This is a genomic window from Nocardiopsis sp. NRRL B-16309 (assembly GCF_001279585.1).
In the GTDB taxonomy this organism is placed as follows: Bacteria; Actinomycetota; Actinomycetes; order Streptosporangiales; family Streptosporangiaceae; genus Nocardiopsis.
The window spans coordinates 23,454-37,997 of the sequence record NZ_LGEC01000091.1 but is presented as its reverse complement, the minus strand read 5'-3'; the positions used below and the strand labels follow the sequence as shown (position 1 = coordinate 37,997).

The 14,544-nt window shown below is 72.8% G+C and carries 14 protein-coding genes; 5 read left to right on the top strand and 9 right to left on the bottom strand.

Annotated elements, in window-relative coordinates; genetic code table 11:
• Window positions 1-91: 91 nt before the first annotated feature.
• Window positions 92-1,750 carry an FAD-dependent oxidoreductase gene (locus ADL05_RS20605; RefSeq protein WP_053618635.1) on the top strand — a complete coding sequence of 553 codons (1,659 nt, stop codon included), beginning with the start codon at window positions 92-94 and terminating at the stop codon, window positions 1,748-1,750.
• 158 nt (window positions 1,751-1,908) lie between these two features.
• Here ADL05_RS20605 and ADL05_RS20600 read toward each other — a convergent pair whose 3' ends face one another.
• Window positions 1,909-2,520, bottom strand: a complete 612-nt coding sequence (locus ADL05_RS20600) for a TetR/AcrR family transcriptional regulator (RefSeq protein WP_053618660.1) — start codon at window positions 2,518-2,520, stop codon at window positions 1,909-1,911.
• A 57-nt stretch (window positions 2,521-2,577) separates the two neighbouring features.
• On the opposite strand from ADL05_RS20600, the gene ADL05_RS20595 reads away from it, so the two are divergent.
• The 3 genes from ADL05_RS20595 to ADL05_RS20585 all read left to right on the top strand — a co-directional run bounded on the left by ADL05_RS20595 (window position 2,578) and on the right by ADL05_RS20585 (window position 6,477).
• Complete coding sequence (locus tag ADL05_RS20595; protein WP_053618634.1) at window positions 2,578-3,339, top strand: SDR family NAD(P)-dependent oxidoreductase; 762 nt, start codon at window positions 2,578-2,580, stop codon at window positions 3,337-3,339.
• 427 nt (window positions 3,340-3,766) lie between these two features.
• A complete protein-coding gene (locus ADL05_RS20590; RefSeq protein WP_231640838.1) occupies window positions 3,767-5,098 on the top strand; it encodes an AMP-dependent synthetase in 1,332 nt (443 codons plus the stop codon).
• Window positions 5,099-5,664: 566 nt separating this feature from the next.
• Entirely contained in the window at window positions 5,665-6,477 is an 813-nt protein-coding gene (locus ADL05_RS20585) for a cyclase family protein (RefSeq protein ID WP_231640837.1), read from the top strand.
• Between the two features lie 132 nt (window positions 6,478-6,609).
• On the opposite strand, the gene ADL05_RS20580 is transcribed toward ADL05_RS20585, so the two are convergent.
• From ADL05_RS20580 to ADL05_RS20565, 4 genes are all read right to left on the bottom strand, one after another.
• Window positions 6,610-7,056 carry a type II toxin-antitoxin system PemK/MazF family toxin gene (locus ADL05_RS20580; protein ID WP_053618632.1) on the bottom strand — a complete coding sequence of 149 codons (447 nt, stop codon included), beginning with the start codon at window positions 7,054-7,056 and terminating at the stop codon, window positions 6,610-6,612.
• 101 nt (window positions 7,057-7,157) lie between these two features.
• Window positions 7,158-8,042, bottom strand: a complete 885-nt coding sequence (locus ADL05_RS20575) for an alpha/beta hydrolase fold domain-containing protein (RefSeq protein ID WP_156365938.1) — start codon at window positions 8,040-8,042, stop codon at window positions 7,158-7,160.
• A gap of 202 nt (window positions 8,043-8,244) precedes the next feature.
• Window positions 8,245-9,321: a suppressor of fused domain protein gene (locus ADL05_RS20570; protein WP_053618631.1), complete on the bottom strand. Its 1,077-nt coding sequence runs from the start codon at window positions 9,319-9,321 to the stop codon at window positions 8,245-8,247.
• A 41-nt stretch (window positions 9,322-9,362) separates the two neighbouring features.
• Entirely contained in the window at window positions 9,363-10,172 is an 810-nt protein-coding gene (locus tag ADL05_RS20565; protein ID WP_053618630.1) for an endo alpha-1,4 polygalactosaminidase, read from the bottom strand.
• A 271-nt stretch (window positions 10,173-10,443) separates the two neighbouring features.
• Between ADL05_RS20565 and ADL05_RS20560 the strand changes: the two genes are divergently transcribed.
• Complete coding sequence (locus ADL05_RS20560; protein ID WP_053618629.1) at window positions 10,444-11,133, top strand: DUF2306 domain-containing protein; 690 nt, start codon at window positions 10,444-10,446, stop codon at window positions 11,131-11,133.
• Between the two features lie 16 nt (window positions 11,134-11,149).
• On the opposite strand, the gene proB is transcribed toward ADL05_RS20560, so the two are convergent.
• The 4 genes from proB to rplU all read right to left on the bottom strand — a co-directional run bounded on the left by proB (window position 11,150) and on the right by rplU (window position 14,494).
• The gene (gene proB, locus ADL05_RS20555) at window positions 11,150-12,307 is read right to left on the bottom strand and encodes a glutamate 5-kinase (RefSeq protein ID WP_053618628.1); all 1,158 of its coding nucleotides are present in this window, start codon (window positions 12,305-12,307) and stop codon (window positions 11,150-11,152) included.
• A 103-nt stretch (window positions 12,308-12,410) separates the two neighbouring features.
• Complete coding sequence (gene obgE, locus ADL05_RS20550; protein WP_053618627.1) at window positions 12,411-13,775, bottom strand: GTPase ObgE; 1,365 nt, start codon at window positions 13,773-13,775, stop codon at window positions 12,411-12,413.
• Window positions 13,776-13,908: 133 nt separating this feature from the next.
• Entirely contained in the window at window positions 13,909-14,169 is a 261-nt protein-coding gene (rpmA, locus tag ADL05_RS20545) for a 50S ribosomal protein L27 (protein ID WP_053618626.1), read from the bottom strand.
• A 13-nt stretch (window positions 14,170-14,182) separates the two neighbouring features.
• Window positions 14,183-14,494 carry a 50S ribosomal protein L21 gene (rplU, locus tag ADL05_RS20540; RefSeq protein ID WP_053618658.1) on the bottom strand — a complete coding sequence of 104 codons (312 nt, stop codon included), beginning with the start codon at window positions 14,492-14,494 and terminating at the stop codon, window positions 14,183-14,185.
• Between the last annotated feature and the right edge of the window lie 50 nt (window positions 14,495-14,544).

Here is a 14,544-nt window from a genome sequence, read left to right as displayed (position 1 = left end):
TATCTTATGATCATCGTCAATCGTATTGTCCTGGCCGGTGCGCGCGGACCCGGCCGGGTCACCGCCGCCTGATCGATCGGAGCTCACCGAGATGCCGTTGACCAGTGAGGACAGCTCTTCCCACCGAAGCCCCCGGCCTCCGGCCGACCCCGCCGACGTCCTGGTGGTCGGCGCCGGGCCCGTGGGCCTGACGACCGCGTGCGAACTCCTGCGGCGGGGGGTGCGCGTACGGCTCGTCGACCGCGCGCACACCGCCTCCCCCTTCCCCAAGGCGCTGCTGCTCTGGCCCCGGACCCTGGACCTGCTGGACGATCTGGGCGCGCTCGAATCCACCCGGCGGGCCGGCATCGACATCAGGACGTTTCGCTACTACTCCTCCGGTGAGCCGCTGGCCGCGTTCACCTTCCCCGACCACCTGACTCCGCTGTGCCTGCCGCAGAACGAGACCGAGCGCGTGCTCACGGAGCGGCTGCACGCGCTGGGCGGCCACGTCGAACGCGGCGTGCGCCTGCTCGCCTTCGACGGGATGGACTACTCGGGCGACATCACCGCGACCGACGGCGTGACCGCGATCCTCGAACACGCCGACGGCGCCGTCGAGCGCTACCGCGCCCCCTTCGTGGTCGGCGCGGACGGGGCGGGCAGCGCGGTACGCGCCCAGATGGGCACCGGATTCTCCGGAAGCACCTACGAGGCGGCGTTCGCCCTCGTGGACTGCCGCATCGAGGGCGAACTGCCGACCGACGAAGCGCTCTACTACCAGTCCCCCCAGGGCGCGCTGGTCATCGTGGCCCTGCCCGACGGCGTCTTCCGGTTCTTCGCCAGCCTCCCGCCGGGCGAGAAGGCCGGCGTGGAACTGCTCCAGCGCATCGCCGACGAGCAGGGACCGGGCGGCGTCCGGCTGGTCGACCCGGTGTGGGAGTCCGTGTTCCGCGTACACCGCCGGCACGCCGACGAGTTCCAGCGCGGCCGTGTCCTGCTCGCCGGGGACGCCGCGCACGTGCACAGTCCGGCGGGCGGCCAGGGGCTCAACACCGGGATGCAGGACGCGCAGAACCTCTCCTGGAAGCTGGCCGCGGTGATCGGCGGCCAGGCCGGACCGGACCTGCTCGGTACCTACGGACCCGAGCGCGCCGACGTCGCCCGGCAGGTGGTGCGCGACACCGACATCCAGACCCGGGGGTGGATGCTCCAGCGCCCCTGGCAGACCGCGGCCAGGGACACCGCGTTCCGGCTCCTGGAACCGGTGGTGGAGCGCGGCTATCTGCCGGTCATGGCGGGTTACCGGTTCCGGTACGCGCCCGTGCGGTCCACGCAGGAGCCCGCCTGGCCGTCGCTCTGCCGGCTGACCGGGCGGGTGGCCGGCGCGGTCCGGGTGGGACACGCCCTTCCGCGCCCGCTCGCCGTGGCCCTGGGGGCGTCCGGCTCCCCGGACGAGGCGGCCGGAGCCGGGGGCGGGCCCGCCGGGTGGACGCTCGCCGTCACCCCGGGTCCGTCGTCGCCGCGCCTCATCGAGTCGCTCTCCGCGACGGTCGCCGACCTGCCTCAGGTCCGCGTGGCGGCGATGCCCCCCGGCCAGGCGGCGGGGCACCGGCTGTGCTCAGCGCCGGGCTACCACCTGATCCGCCCGGACGGGTACGTCGCCGCCCACGGGCACGGACGGGACGGGGCACGGCTGCGCGTGGAGCTGATCGCGCACCTGGGCGGCCCGCGCCGCCCGGCCGGGTCTCCCGCGCTCAGCCGCGCCTGAGCCGCGCCCGTCCGGCCGCGGGGCGCCGGGTCCCGGCCTCGCCGAGGCCCTCCCCGCGGCCGGGCGCGTGCCCGCCCGCCGCGGCGCCACGACGGCGCCACCACGTCGCGGGCTCCCGCGCCCCGCCCATGGCGCGCGGTGCGGGTGCACCGCCGTACTCACCCGGGCGGCCACGCGCCCATGGCCACGTCCGCCATCGCCTCCAGTTCGGCGCGGTCCGCCCCGTCCCCGGCCTGCACGGACATTCCCTGGATGATGGCGCCGAAGTGGCGCGCCAGGGCCGCGGTGTCCGCCTGCGCCGAGAGCCGTCCCTCCTGCTGGGCGCGCACGAGGTAGGCCTCGACCGCCCCCAGCGTCCGAGCCCGCCGGGCGCAGACGGCTCGACCGACGTCCGTGTGCCGCTCGCCCACGGACAGGGCGGCGGTGGAGATCATGCACCCGCGCGGCCGGTCCGGATCGCTGAACTCCCGGGCCGCATTCATGAGCACCCGCCGCATGCCCTCGCGGTCGGCCCGGGCCCCGTCCAGCGGCTCCGTGACGCGGGAGCCCACCCCCTCGGTGTAGTGGTCCAGGCAGGCCTCGTAGAGCCCCTGCTTGGACCCGAAGGCGTTGTAGATGCTCGGCGGCGCCAGCCCGGTGGCCCGCTGGAGCTCGCTCAGGCTCGCTCCCTCGTATCCGTGGCGCCAGAAGACGGTCATGGCCCGATCCAGGACCCGCTCCTGGTCGAACTCGCGCGGCCTGCCCCGCCTGCCCGGCTTCCCTTTTTCCATAGTGGTCACTATAGTAATCCTCATTCTGTAGTGATCACTATGAAAAGAGTTGGCACGATGAGCCGGACGGCACTGGTCACAGGCGGCACCCGCGGGATCGGACGCGCGATCGCGCTCGCCCTCGCCGAGGACGGCGCCTCCCTCGTGGGCGTGCAGTACCGCGGCGACGAGGAGTCGGCCGCCCTCACCGCGCGCCTGATCGAGGAGCGCGAGGCCACGGCGGTCACGATCCGCGCCGACTTCGGAACGGATCCGCTGCACGGGGTGGACACCACCGCGCGCGAGTTCCTCAAGGCCGTCGAGGAGCTGACCGGCCGACGCGAGGTGGACGTCCTGGTCAACAACGCGGGCATCGCCGCCCCCCAGCCGCTCGGGCAGATCGACGCGTCCACCTACCGCCAGGTCATGGACGTCAACCTCACCGCGCCGCTGTTCCTGATCCAGGAACTGGCCCCGTGCATCGCCCAGGACGGCAGGATCGTCAACGTCTCCACCGGGTACACCCGCATCGCGGCACCCACCCACCCGGTCTACTCGGCGTCCAAGGCCGCGCTCAACGCCCTCACCCTGGCGCTCGCGCCGACCCTGGGACCGCGCGGGATCACGGTCAACGCCGTCATGCCCGGGGTGATCGACACCGACATGAACGCGGAGTGGCTCAGCGAGCCCGGCGCGCGGGAGTACGCGGAGGGCCTGTCGGTCTTCAAGCGCGTCGGCGAGGTGGACGACGTCGCCGGACTGGTCCGCTACCTGGCCTCGCCCCAGGCCCGCTGGACCACCGGACAGGTCATCGACGCGACCGGCGGCAGCGCCCTCTGAGACACCGGGGACCTCCCGGGGCGGCCGGCCCCGGGAGGTCCCCGACGGCAGGCCCGGCACGCACCCCGTGAGTAAGGTCACACGGCCGCACCGGCCAATCGTGATGCGTGGTCGCAACCTCACTCAACAAGAGAATATGACCGGCGGTGATCGCATGCTCACCACCTCGGAGAATTTTCTCCCATTCTCATCTCCAGAGGGATCTGCTTTACTGTGCGAACAGGCCGGAACCAGTCGCACCCCCTATCTGGCCGTCCCCCAACATTTCACAATCATTAACGTCACCGCAGCCGGAACGGGAAGACGGAAAGCAATCCCCAGAACCTCCAGAGATGCGAGCACGAAAATGACGACGAATAACGGTGGGAAAGAGCAGGGACCGTCCTCACTCACCCAGGCCCTGCGGCGCCTGGCGAGGATCCCGGTGATGCGGCGCAAGTACCGCCGCTACGTCGGTCAGGGGCAGGACCCGAGCCTCTCTGAGCTGCCCCCGCTCACACGGGGCGAGCTCGGCGAGGCCGTCGACACGATGATGAGGGACGACCCGGCCGCTCTGACCAGGGCCTCCCTCCACATCATGGGCGGAACGACCGCCATGATCCGCATGGGGGCGCTTCCCTCCGACCTGCACGTGGACGAGATCGCCCCCCACGTCCGGCCCTTCGAGCCGGGCGACCTCCTCGCCAGCCTGAGCACCCCCTTCCACATGCGCGCCTCGCACGACCTGCACAACGCGCTCGCCTCGCGCGCGGGCATCCCCACGCTCTCCCTCGACGCGCCGACGGACCAGATGATCGCTCCCTGCCTCGACCTGTTCGAGCGACACGGCGTCACCGCCCTGGCGACCACCCTGGACACCGTCCGGCGCATCCTGCGCTTCTGCGCGGCCTCCGGCCGCGACCTGGGCTTCCTGCGCAAGGTCCTCTGGAGCGGACCGGCCATGGACGCCGACACACGCTCCCTGATCCACACGCACTTCCCCCACCTGCGCACCTGGAGCCTGTTCGGGTCGGCCGAAACCTGGATCATCGGCCACAGCGGCCCCGACTGCGCCGTCGACACCTTCCACCCCCTCCCCTACCAGCACACCGAGATCACCGGCGGGCGCATGCTCGTCACGGTCACACACGGCAAAGCCGTCATCCCCCTGCTGCGCTACGACACCGGCACCACCGCCGAGTGGACCACATGCCCATGCGGCCTGCCCGGACGCGCGGTCCGCACCCACAGCCGCATCGACACGCCCCACGGTCCCCTCAGCCGCCTCGTGGAACCGGCCGATCTGGCCGTGCTCGCCCTCCAACTCGACTCGGTGGAGGCCGCCCAGGTGGTCATGGTCTCCCCGCACACCGAGGACGAGCGCCTGCACCTGCGGGTCCGACTGCGCCCCGGGACCGAAACCGACCTGTACACCGCCGAGTGGATCCGTCACCGACCTGTACACCGCCGAGTGGATCCGTCACCACGTGCTGTCCGGCTGCCTGGCCCTGGCCGAGGCCGTCGAAGAGGCCCCGGAGACCTTCGAGGTCACCGCGTCCCGCCGACTCCTGGAGCAGTCCTCGGACGGGTCGGCCCCCACCGTCGTGGTCAGGAGCGGGCCCGTGGCTCCCCGGCTCAGCATGACCGGCTGAAAAGGCCGCGGTCCCACTCCGGAAAGGCCGGTGCGGATCCCGGTCGCCACGGTTTTCCCAGGCGCACTCACCGCCTCCGAGAAATGGACGTGGGCGACGCCATCAGCACCGCGGCAAGAACATTCTGACCGTTCTTCGACGGACCTCGGGGAAAGGCTGGAATTCACCCCTTTCCGGGCGGACTCCACGGCTGTGAGACCATTCTCCGGAACATGCCCGAGGGCACCGCGTATTCTCCCCGCGCATCCGTTCCCACCGTTCTTCCACCCTGGGGCCCGTGGGGGACGCGGCGCGGCGGGCGGCCGTGCGGACGCCGCGCCGCCGCCGACCGAGGCCCTGGGCTCCGCGCTCCGGACCCGGCCACCGGCTCCGCCCTGAACAGGCGACCCGTCCGGCCCCGGCCCGGCGCGCCACCGCGCGCACGCGCACCTCCCATGGCCGCACCAGGGAAAACGATATCTTATGTGAGTAAGTGTTCCTTTATATATAAGATTCCGTATACTCCTCTTGGATCGATCAGCCAACGACCTGGAAGAGGAGCACGGTCATGTGCGGACCAGACGTGATCCACAAGGCCCGGAAGCGTTTCACGACCGGCCACCAAGAACCCCAGGAAACATCTGGGAACACGATCGTCGCGGATCGGCCCGATCCGCCTTCGCCCCCTTCCGGTTCCAGGGTGGGCCGGCGCCGGATGCTCACGGGATCGGCCGCCGTCGGAGCACTCCTGACCGGGATCGGCGCCCTCGGCGGCCCGACCGAGTCCGCCCACGCCCGGACCATCGCCGGGCTGAGCCCGTCCCGGTGCAGGGTCACCGACCTCACCCACGCCCTGCACCACGACTTCCCGATCTACCGGCCCTACATCCTGGACCCCAACATCTTCCAGTTCGCCTCGATCGAGGAGGACGGCTTCAACGCGCTCAAGCTGGAGATCGACGAGCACACCGGGACGCACTTCGACGCCCCGTGGCACTTCAACGACAGCCCCGACGCGCTGCACACCCATGAGGTCGACCCGGCCGACCTGGTCTGCCCCCTCGTCGTCGTCCGCATCGCCCACCGCGCCGCGAGGGACTACGACGCGGAGGTCACCGTGGGCGACCTCAGGCGCTGGGAGCGCCGCCACGGCCGCATCCCCCGGCGGGCCCTGGTCGCGATGGACTCCGGGTGGAGCGCCCGGGTGCTCCGGAGCGAGGAGGAGATGCTCAACGTGGACTCCGAGGGCGTCGCGCACTTCCCCGGGTTCAGCATCGAGGCGGTCGCCTGGCTGCTGACCGAACGCGACATCGCCGGGATCTCGGTCGACACCCCGAGCTTCGACCACGGCCCGGCGTCCGCGTCCGACCCCGAAGTGCACGTGCTGCTGTTGGGCCAGAACAAGTACGGCGTGGAGATGGCCGCGCACATGGAGGAGGCGCCGGACGCGGGCGCCATGGTGATCGTCGGCGTCGCCAACATCAGGGGCGGCTCCGGCGGCCCCACGCGCCTGCTCGCCCTCTCCTGACCGGTCCTCCCGGCCAGTCCCCCTGGCACACCGAAGGCCCCGGCCGCGTCGGCATCGGCCGTCGACGCGGCCGGGGACGCACGTCCCGGCACCGGCGTGACACCCCCTCCTCGGACACAGGAGGGGGTGTGGTCAGCTCCAGCCGTACCGGCTGCGCAGGCAGTCGGCGACCAGCCAGAACAGTTCCTCGTCCATGACGGCGGCCTCGCGGCGGATGGCGTCCTCGTCGAACTCGAAGAGGCGGTCCACCCGGATGAAGGAGTCGCGCCGTTCACGGTCCCAGGGCCCGGAGCCGATCGGCAGCCAGTCCTCGCGCTCGTGGTGGTCGGGGCGCTGGGAGGACAGCATCAGGCCGTGCAGCCGGGCGGCGCGGCGGCCGATCACCAGCATGGGCCGGTCCTTGCCCTGGTCCGGGTCCTCCTCGAAGGGGACCCAGGTCCACACGATCTCGCCCGCGTCGGCGAGGCCGTCGCGTTCGGGTGCGTAGACGAGTCTGGTCGCGTTGTCGGCGGTGGGGATCTCGCGCACCGCGCCCCGGTGGGGGTGGGCGTCGGCCTCGTTCGTCGCAGGTTGGTTCACGCCCCGCATCCTAGGGCCTGGACACGCGCCGGCGCACGACGCGCTTCCAGGGGTACGCCGTCCCGGGAGCACCCCGCCCCGGGACGGCGGCTTCCCGCCGCTCAGACCGTCCGGAGCGTGCGCAGGATCCGCGCCCGGGCCCGCCGCCCCTCCGGGGACGGCACCAGCGGGAAGACGTGGATCGCGTCCTGCTCCTCGTACAGTTCCGACGTGCCCCCCGCCAGGGCGATCAGGTCGTTCAGGCGCCGGGTGTCGGGGTGGAACACGTCGGCGGTGCCGATGTACAGGTCCACCGGCGGCAGGTCCGCCAGGGGACCGTTCACCGGACTCAGGGAGGGCAGGCCGAGGTCGTCGCCGCCCGCCCAGGCCCGCGCGGCCTCGGCGAGCCACACCGGGCTGAGCCAGGGGTCGCGGACCCCGATCAGCGGGATGTCCGGGTGGGACAGCGTCAGGTCGACCCACGGGGAGATGAGCAGGAGCCGGGCCGGCCGGGGCAGGCCCTCCCCCGCCAGGTCCTGGGTGAGGGCGAGGACCAGTCCGGCGCCCGCGGAGTCACCGGCGAACACCGTGCGCTCGGGCGAGGTGTAGGCCAGCAGCTCGCGGTAGACCGCCGTCAGGAAGGGGAACGCCTCGCGGTGGGTGTGCTCCGGCGCCAGCCCGTAGATCGGGACCTCGACCCGGAAGCCCTCGTCCACGATGTGTGAGACCAGGACCCAGTGCCACGGTGAGATCTCGGAGACGTAGGAGCCGCCGTGGACGTAGAGCACCGACCGGGCGGGCTCCCCGTGCGCGGGCAGCACGGTGTAGCTCTCGAAACCTCCCACGCCGCGCCGCTCGACCCGGTGGCGCCGTGTGAACCAGAGGGGCGGCGCGGGGTCGTCCTTGGGCGCGTGGAGGCGCTTGCGCGCCCCGTCCACGCTCTCCACCGGGCGCTTGCGCGTCCGGCGCAGCCCCGCCGCGAGCAGCCGCATCGCCAGACTCGACATGCGTCGTTCCTCCCCCTCAGAACTGACTCGTCCTGAGAGGACCTTTTCACGTCCGACGGGCAGGACGGCCGAGGCACCCCCGACCGCGCGTCCGCTCCGGGTCCGCCCGCCCCCGGAGGGCGGGCCCGGAGCGGTGGTCGGCGCCGGGTGTCGGCGGGGTCGCACGCCGTCCAGCGGGTGGGCCGGGCCGCCGGGGTCCGGCTCAGCCGACGACCTCCCCCGTCTCCTTCCCGTGCTCGTCGAGCATGACCGTGGGCACGACCTCCAGCCGCAGCCCCGGCATGCCGGAGAACGAGGCGCTGCCCCGCTCGGGCCGCAGCGCCGCGGTGAGCTCGTCCAGCGCCGCCGGCGGGACCACGACGGTCAGGGCGCCCCCGCCCTCGTCGCGGACGGCGAACTCCTCGCCCGGCACGAACCCCACGCTGGAGCCCTCGGCCTCCAGGAGCAGCCCGTGACCGAACGGCAGACGGCCGCGCAGGGTCTGGGCGACGCCGGGCGCCTGCAGCGCCCCGACACGGACCAGGGCGCCGGCGTCGTCGATCTCCCACGAGAGGTGGCCCACGTACAGCGCTCCGGTGGTGGAGCCGTCCCGCTCGATGCCCGCCCGGACCGCGGCGGCGAACGCCGGGTCGGCCATCCGCGAGGAGCGGTCGACGTCGGTGACGAACAGCGGGGTGGTCGGCTCCAGGAGGTCCAGGACACCCATGGTGCTCCACTGCCCCGCGGCCTCGTACTCGTCCTCGGCGAGCCCGACCACCTGGAGGAAGGACATCCGGCCGTGCGGCGTGTCGGTGCCGCCGAGTTCGGGGTCCTCGGCGAAGCCCAGCGCGCGTATCACCGAGTCCTGGCGGTCGGTCGCAATGGGGCCGTTGGCGTTCATCCGGTGGCCGGGCTCGAACCGGTTCCCCGAGGTGAACACGTAGCGCGCGAGGTTCTGCATCAGCGCGGCCGCCCACATGGGGGGCATGTCGTCGTCCGGGTCGCGGACCGGCCGGAAGGTCAGCTCGAAGCCCCAGCCGGACGCCTCGGGGTCCTCCGACTCCTTGCTGTACAGCTCGGTCAGGCCGTAGCCGACCATGTGCCAGTGCGGCACCGGTTCGGTACGCGGATAGGCGCTGATCCCGTCGAGCGGGTCCTTGCCGCCCAGGGCCCACGGGAGCATGGTGGCGAGGTGCCTGGGCTCGACGCCGGAGTACAGGCGCGCCAGAGCGCCGTCGATCGCCTCCCAGCCGGGAGCGGAGTCGTCCTCGTCGATGTGGTCGATGCCGTCGTTGTCCATGGCCGATAGACGGACCGGCACGGGATCCGGTTCCCTCCCACTCAACAGCTCTCGCGCACGTGTCCGGGGTCGCCGGGCACGACGAGGCCGCGGTCGCGCAGGATCGTCGTCGCGGGCGTGTCGGGGTCGGCGCAGACCTGGTCGAACGGGGTGTCGAGCGTGTCGGGGTACTCGACGGCCAGGACGGTGCCGTAGGCGCCGGTGTAGGCGGGGCACTCGTCGAAGGCCGCGCACTCCTCGGCGACCGCGAAGTCGAACCCGGCCTCGTCCCGGGCCCGCCCCGCCAGTTCGGCGGCGTTCTTCTGGGCGGCGGCCAGGCCGCGCGCGTGGGCCCCGGAGACGAGCGCGGACGCCAGCTCCAGGTTGTCGTCGGCCGTCAGGCGTCCGCCGGAACGGGTGTGGGAGTCCAGGTTGTCGAACTCCACGGCGTCGAAGCCGCGCTCGGCGCAGGCGGCGACCGTCTCCCCCACCACGCGGGCGATCTCCTCCCTGGCCCCGGCGGTCGAGGTGTCCAGCAGCAGCTCGTCCGGCCACGCGGGGTCGGCGACGGGCTCACCGTCGTCGCCGCGCAGGAGCAGGTGCGGGTGCTCGGCCTCCCACCGCGCGCTCTCCTGCGGCTGCGTCTGGAAGCCGTTGACGTAGCAGACGGAGTAGCGGCCCTCGGCGGGCCGCGCGGTGGCGTCGCGGACGACCGTGTCCACGTCGGCCGCCGGATCGTAGGCGCCGCCGAGCTGGTAGTCGAACGGGCCGTCGGGGGGCGGTGCGGGTGCCGCCCCGGCGCGGGTGGCGGCGCATCCGGCGCACAGGAGCAGGGCCAGGAGCGCCGCCGCGCACCGCGTCGTGTCGACCATGGCGGGAGCCTATCGCCGTCCGGCGCGCGGCCCGCCCGGGCCCCGGGCACGTCCCGCGGCCGCTCCGGGGAGGCCCCGGTCCGTGTCAGGGGAGCGCCCGGGCCCCGGACACGCCCCCCGACCGTCCCCGGGGTCGTCCCGGAGGCCCGCTCCAGGGGACCGCCCGGGACGGACCGGGGGACGGCCCCGATGCCGTCCGCCGCACCGGACGCGAGGCTGGGAGCACCGGCCGCCGACCCACGGCCGCCGGCTCCTCCTCGAACGGACTCCCATGGACGCCCCCTCGACCACCACGTCCTCCTCCCGGCCCCGACCCCGCCCCCGCTCCCGGCGCCCGCGCGTCGGGCTCGTCGTCCTGACCGCGCTGTGCGTGCTGACCGCGTTGTTCGCGGTGTCCTCCTACGTGGGCCTGGACCCCGGCGACTCCCAGGTCGGCCTGCGGGAGGACGTGGCCTTCCACTACCCGCTGCTGATCGTCCACATCGTGACGTCGACGCTCGCGCTCCTGGCCCTCCCCCTCCAGTTCTGGCCCGCGCTGCGGCGCTCGGGCGCGCACCGCGTCATCGGCCGCGCCGCCCTGTTCGCCGGGGTCCTGCCGGGCGCCGTGTCCGGCCTCGGCGTGGCCGTGCTGGGCACGTCCGGGCTGGTCGCCCAGGCCGGCTTCGCGCTGCTGTCCGTGCTGTGGTTCACCTTCGCCGCGGCCGGGTACCGGGCGGTGCGCCAGGGACGCCACGCCGACCACCGGGAGTGGATGGTCCGCGTGTTCGCGCTGACCCTGGCCGGTGTGACGCTGCGGGTGCTCATCCCGCTCCTGACGCTGCTCCTGCTGCCGCTGCTGGAACCCGTGTACGGCGGCGACGAGGACCTGTACTTCCTGGAGATCTACCAGGCGATCACGTGGCTGTGCTGGGTGCCCAACCTCATCGCCGCCGAGTGGTACCTGCGCCGCCGCGGCCGGTAGGGCCGGTACGCGTTCCCTAGAGCAGCACCAGGTCGTCGCGGTGGACGAGTTCGCGCTCGTAGGAGGGGCCCATCTCGCGGGCCAGCCAGCGCGTGGAGCGCCCCATCAGGTCGGGCACCTCGGCGGCGTCGTAGTTGACCAGGCCGCGCGCCACCACGGTGCCCTGCTCGTCGCGCAGGTCGACGGGGTCGCCCGCGCTGAAGTCGCCCGTCACCCGCACGACCCCGGCGGGCAGCAGTGAGGCCTTCTCGCTGACCACCGCGACGACCGCGCCGGGGTCCAGGACCAGACTGCCGCGGCCCGCGGTGGCGTGCGCCAGCCACAGCTGGCGCGCGGAGGGCCGCCGGCCCTCCGCGGGCGCGAACAGTGTGCCCACGCGGTCACCGGCCAGGGCGGAGCGCGCGTTGGCGGCGGAGGTGAGCACGGTGTGGATCCCGGCCTGCGTCGCGATGCGCGCCGAGTCCACCTTGGTCACCATGCCGCCAGTGCCGACCCCGCGCTTGCCCGCGCTGCCGATGTCGATGCCGTCCAGGTCCAGCGGGCCGCGCACCAGGTGCACGACGCTGGTCCCCGGGGCGGCGGGGTTCCCGTCGTAGAGGGCGTCGACGTCGGAGAGCAGCACGAGGGCGTCGGCGCGCATCAGGTGGGCGACCAGGGCGGCCAGGCGGTCGTTGTCGCCGAAGCGCAGCTCGTGGGTGGCCACGGTGTCGTTCTCGTTGACGATCGGCACGGCGCCGATGTCGAGCAGGCGCCGCAGCGTGCGCTGGGCGTTGCGGTGCTGGACCCGGCGCATCATGTCCTCGACCGTGAGCAGGACCTGCGCCGCGTTCAGCCCGCGCTCGGCCAGCTCGGCGGTGTAGGCGGCCAGGAGCAGGCCCTGGCCGACGCTCGCCGCGGCCTGCTGCGAGGCCAGGTCGCGCGGGCGGCGTGTCAGTCCCAGCGGTGTCATACCGGCGGCGACCGCGCCGGAGGAGACGACGATCACCTCCTGGCCCTGGGCCCGGCGCTCCGCCAGCACCTCGACCAGGTCGCGGATGCGTCCCGTGTCGATGAGGCCGTCGGGGGTGGTCAGGGACGACGACCCGACCTTGACCACGATCCGGCGTGCGCCCGCCACCGCCGTCCGTCCGGCGGTCTCCAGGGTGTCGGGCTGTTCGATCTTCGCGCTGTGCACCGTCTGCGGCTTTCCGTCCAGTGGCGCGGCGCCCGGGGGTCGGGCGCCGCGCGCGTGCCTGAGAGAGGGGTCGGCTGGGTGGCGGCTTCGGTCCCCGCGCGGATCAGCCCAGCCGGGCGTCGGTCCCGCGCGGGCCGGACGGGACGACCTCGGCGTCGGTGGACGGGTCCCAGTCGAAGACCACGGAGTCCTCCTCGGTCCCGATGTGCACCTCCGCGCCGGGGGTGGCGCCGGCCTTGGCCAGCTCCTCCTCGATCCCCAGGCGGTTGAGGCGCTCGGCCAGGTAGCCCACGGCCTCGTCGTTGGAGAAGTCGGTCTGGTTCACCCAGCGGGCGGGCTTGTCGCCCCGCACCTGGAAGGCGTTGCCGCCCAGCGGCACGACCTGGAAGGGCGTCTCGCCGATCATCTTGGGCCGGATCACGATGCGCGTGGGCTCGGCGACCGGTGCGGCGTCGCGGGCCGCCGCGACCTGCTCGCCCAGGGCGAAGGACAGCTCGCGCAGGCCCTCGCGGGAGGCCGCGGAGACCTCCAGCACGCGGTAGCCGCGCTCGGTCAGCATGGGGGTGACCAGCTCGGCGAGCTCACGGGCCTCGGGCACGTCGACCTTGTTGAGGGCGACCAGGCGCGGCCGGTCCGACAGGTCGAGGCCGGCCTTCTCGCCGTAGGCGGCCAGTTCGGCCTCCAGGGCCTCCAGGTCGCTGACCGGGTCGCGGCCGGACTCGTAGGTGGCGCAGTCGAGCACGTGCAGCAGGGTGGAGCAGCGCTCGATGTGGCGCAGGAACTCCAGCCCCAGGCCCTTGCCGTCGCTGGCGCCGGGGATGAGCCCGGGCACGTCGGCGATGACGTACTGGACCGAGCCCGCCTCGACCACGCCCAGGTTGGGCACGAGGGTGGTGAAGGGGTAGTCGGCGATCTTGGGCCGGGCCGCGGACATCGCGGCGATGAGCGAGGACTTGCCCGCGCTGGGGAAGCCGACGAGTCCGACGTCGGCGATGGTCTTCATCTCCAGCCGGACGTCGAAGGCCTCGCCCTCCTCGCCCTTGAGCGCGAACCCGGGGGCCTTGCGCTTCTTGGAGGCCAGCGCCGCGTTGCCGAGCCCGCCGTGCCCGCCCTGGGCCAGCACCAGGCGGGTGCCGTGGCCGACCAGGTCGGCGACGAACTCGCCGTCGGCCCGGGTGACCACGGTGCCGTCGGGCACGGTGAGCACCAGGTCCTGGCCGTTGGCCCCGGCGCGGTGGCCGCCCTGGCCGGGCGTACCGTTCGGGGCGCCGCGGTGCGGCCGCCGCTGGTACTCCAGCAGCGTCGCGGTCTGGGCGTCGACCTCCAGGACGACGTCGCCGCCCCGGCCGCCGTTGCCGCCGTCCGGACCGCCCAGCGGCTTGAACTTCTCACGGTGCACGGAGGCGCAGCCATGCCCGCCGTTCCCGGCCTTGACGTGCAAGACCGCCTCGTCGACGAAGTCTGGCATAGCTCTCCCCGTTTGCTCTGCGGCCCCGCCCGACGGCGGTGCCCACACTCACACGCGTGTCACCCAGTGACAACGCGAGAGGCGGGCCAGTGTTCCCTGGCCCGCCTCGACACTTCAACGTCCGTGCGCGAGCCTACTCGGCGGCGGCCGGGACGATGTTGACGGCCTTGCGGCCACGGTGGTTGGCGAACTTGACCTCGCCCGCGACCAGCGCGAACAGCGTGTCGTCGCCGCCACGGCCGACGTTCACGCCGGGGTGGAACTTGGTTCCACGCTGACGGATGAGGATCTCGCCGGCCGACACGGCCTGACCGCCGAAGCGCTTCACGCCGAGGCGCTTGGCGTTGGAGTCACGACCGTTACGGCTGGACGAAGCGCCCTTCTTGTGTGCCATTTCCCAAGGCCTCCTACTTCGCCGCGATGCCGGTGACGCGCACCTGGGTGTGCTTCTGGCGGTGCCCCTGGCGCTTCTTGTAACCGGTCTTGTTCTTGTACTTCATGATGTTGATCTTGGGGCCCTTGGTCTCGCCGAGAACCTCGGCGGTGACCGTGTAGCCACTCAGCTTGTCGGCGTCGCTGACGACGTTTCCGTCCTCAACGACGAGGATGGGCTGCCAAGTAATGGTGGCACCGGTCTCCTGGGAGACCCTGTCGATGTTCAGAACGTCATCGACAGACACCTTCTCCTGTCGGCCGCCCGCTCGCACGATCGCGTACACCGGGTCACTCTCTTCCTGCTCGCTCAACGAAAAAATGCGGGACCGGACCG

What these genes read in the sequence shown, in the direction of transcription:
- ADL05_RS20605 (WP_053618635.1), top strand. Translation starts at nt 92, where the DNA reads ATGCCGTTGACCAGTGAGGACAGCTCTTCCCACCGAAGCCCCCGGCCT.
- ADL05_RS20600 (WP_053618660.1), bottom strand. Translation starts at nt 2,520, where the DNA reads ATGGAAAAAGGGAAGCCGGGCAGGCGGGGCAGGCCGCGCGAGTTCGAC.
- ADL05_RS20595 (WP_053618634.1), top strand. Translation starts at nt 2,578, where the DNA reads ATGAGCCGGACGGCACTGGTCACAGGCGGCACCCGCGGGATCGGACGC.
- ADL05_RS20590 (WP_231640838.1), top strand. Translation starts at nt 3,767, where the DNA reads ATGCGGCGCAAGTACCGCCGCTACGTCGGTCAGGGGCAGGACCCGAGC.
- ADL05_RS20585 (WP_231640837.1), top strand. Translation starts at nt 5,665, where the DNA reads ATGCTCACGGGATCGGCCGCCGTCGGAGCACTCCTGACCGGGATCGGC.
- ADL05_RS20575 (WP_156365938.1), bottom strand. Translation starts at nt 8,042, where the DNA reads ATGTCGAGTCTGGCGATGCGGCTGCTCGCGGCGGGGCTGCGCCGGACG.
- ADL05_RS20570 (WP_053618631.1), bottom strand. Translation starts at nt 9,321, where the DNA reads ATGGACAACGACGGCATCGACCACATCGACGAGGACGACTCCGCTCCC.
- ADL05_RS20565 (WP_053618630.1), bottom strand. Translation starts at nt 10,172, where the DNA reads ATGGTCGACACGACGCGGTGCGCGGCGGCGCTCCTGGCCCTGCTCCTG.
- ADL05_RS20560 (WP_053618629.1), top strand. Translation starts at nt 10,444, where the DNA reads ATGGACGCCCCCTCGACCACCACGTCCTCCTCCCGGCCCCGACCCCGC.
- obgE (WP_053618627.1), bottom strand. Translation starts at nt 13,775, where the DNA reads ATGCCAGACTTCGTCGACGAGGCGGTCTTGCACGTCAAGGCCGGGAAC.
- rpmA (WP_053618626.1), bottom strand. Translation starts at nt 14,169, where the DNA reads ATGGCACACAAGAAGGGCGCTTCGTCCAGCCGTAACGGTCGTGACTCC.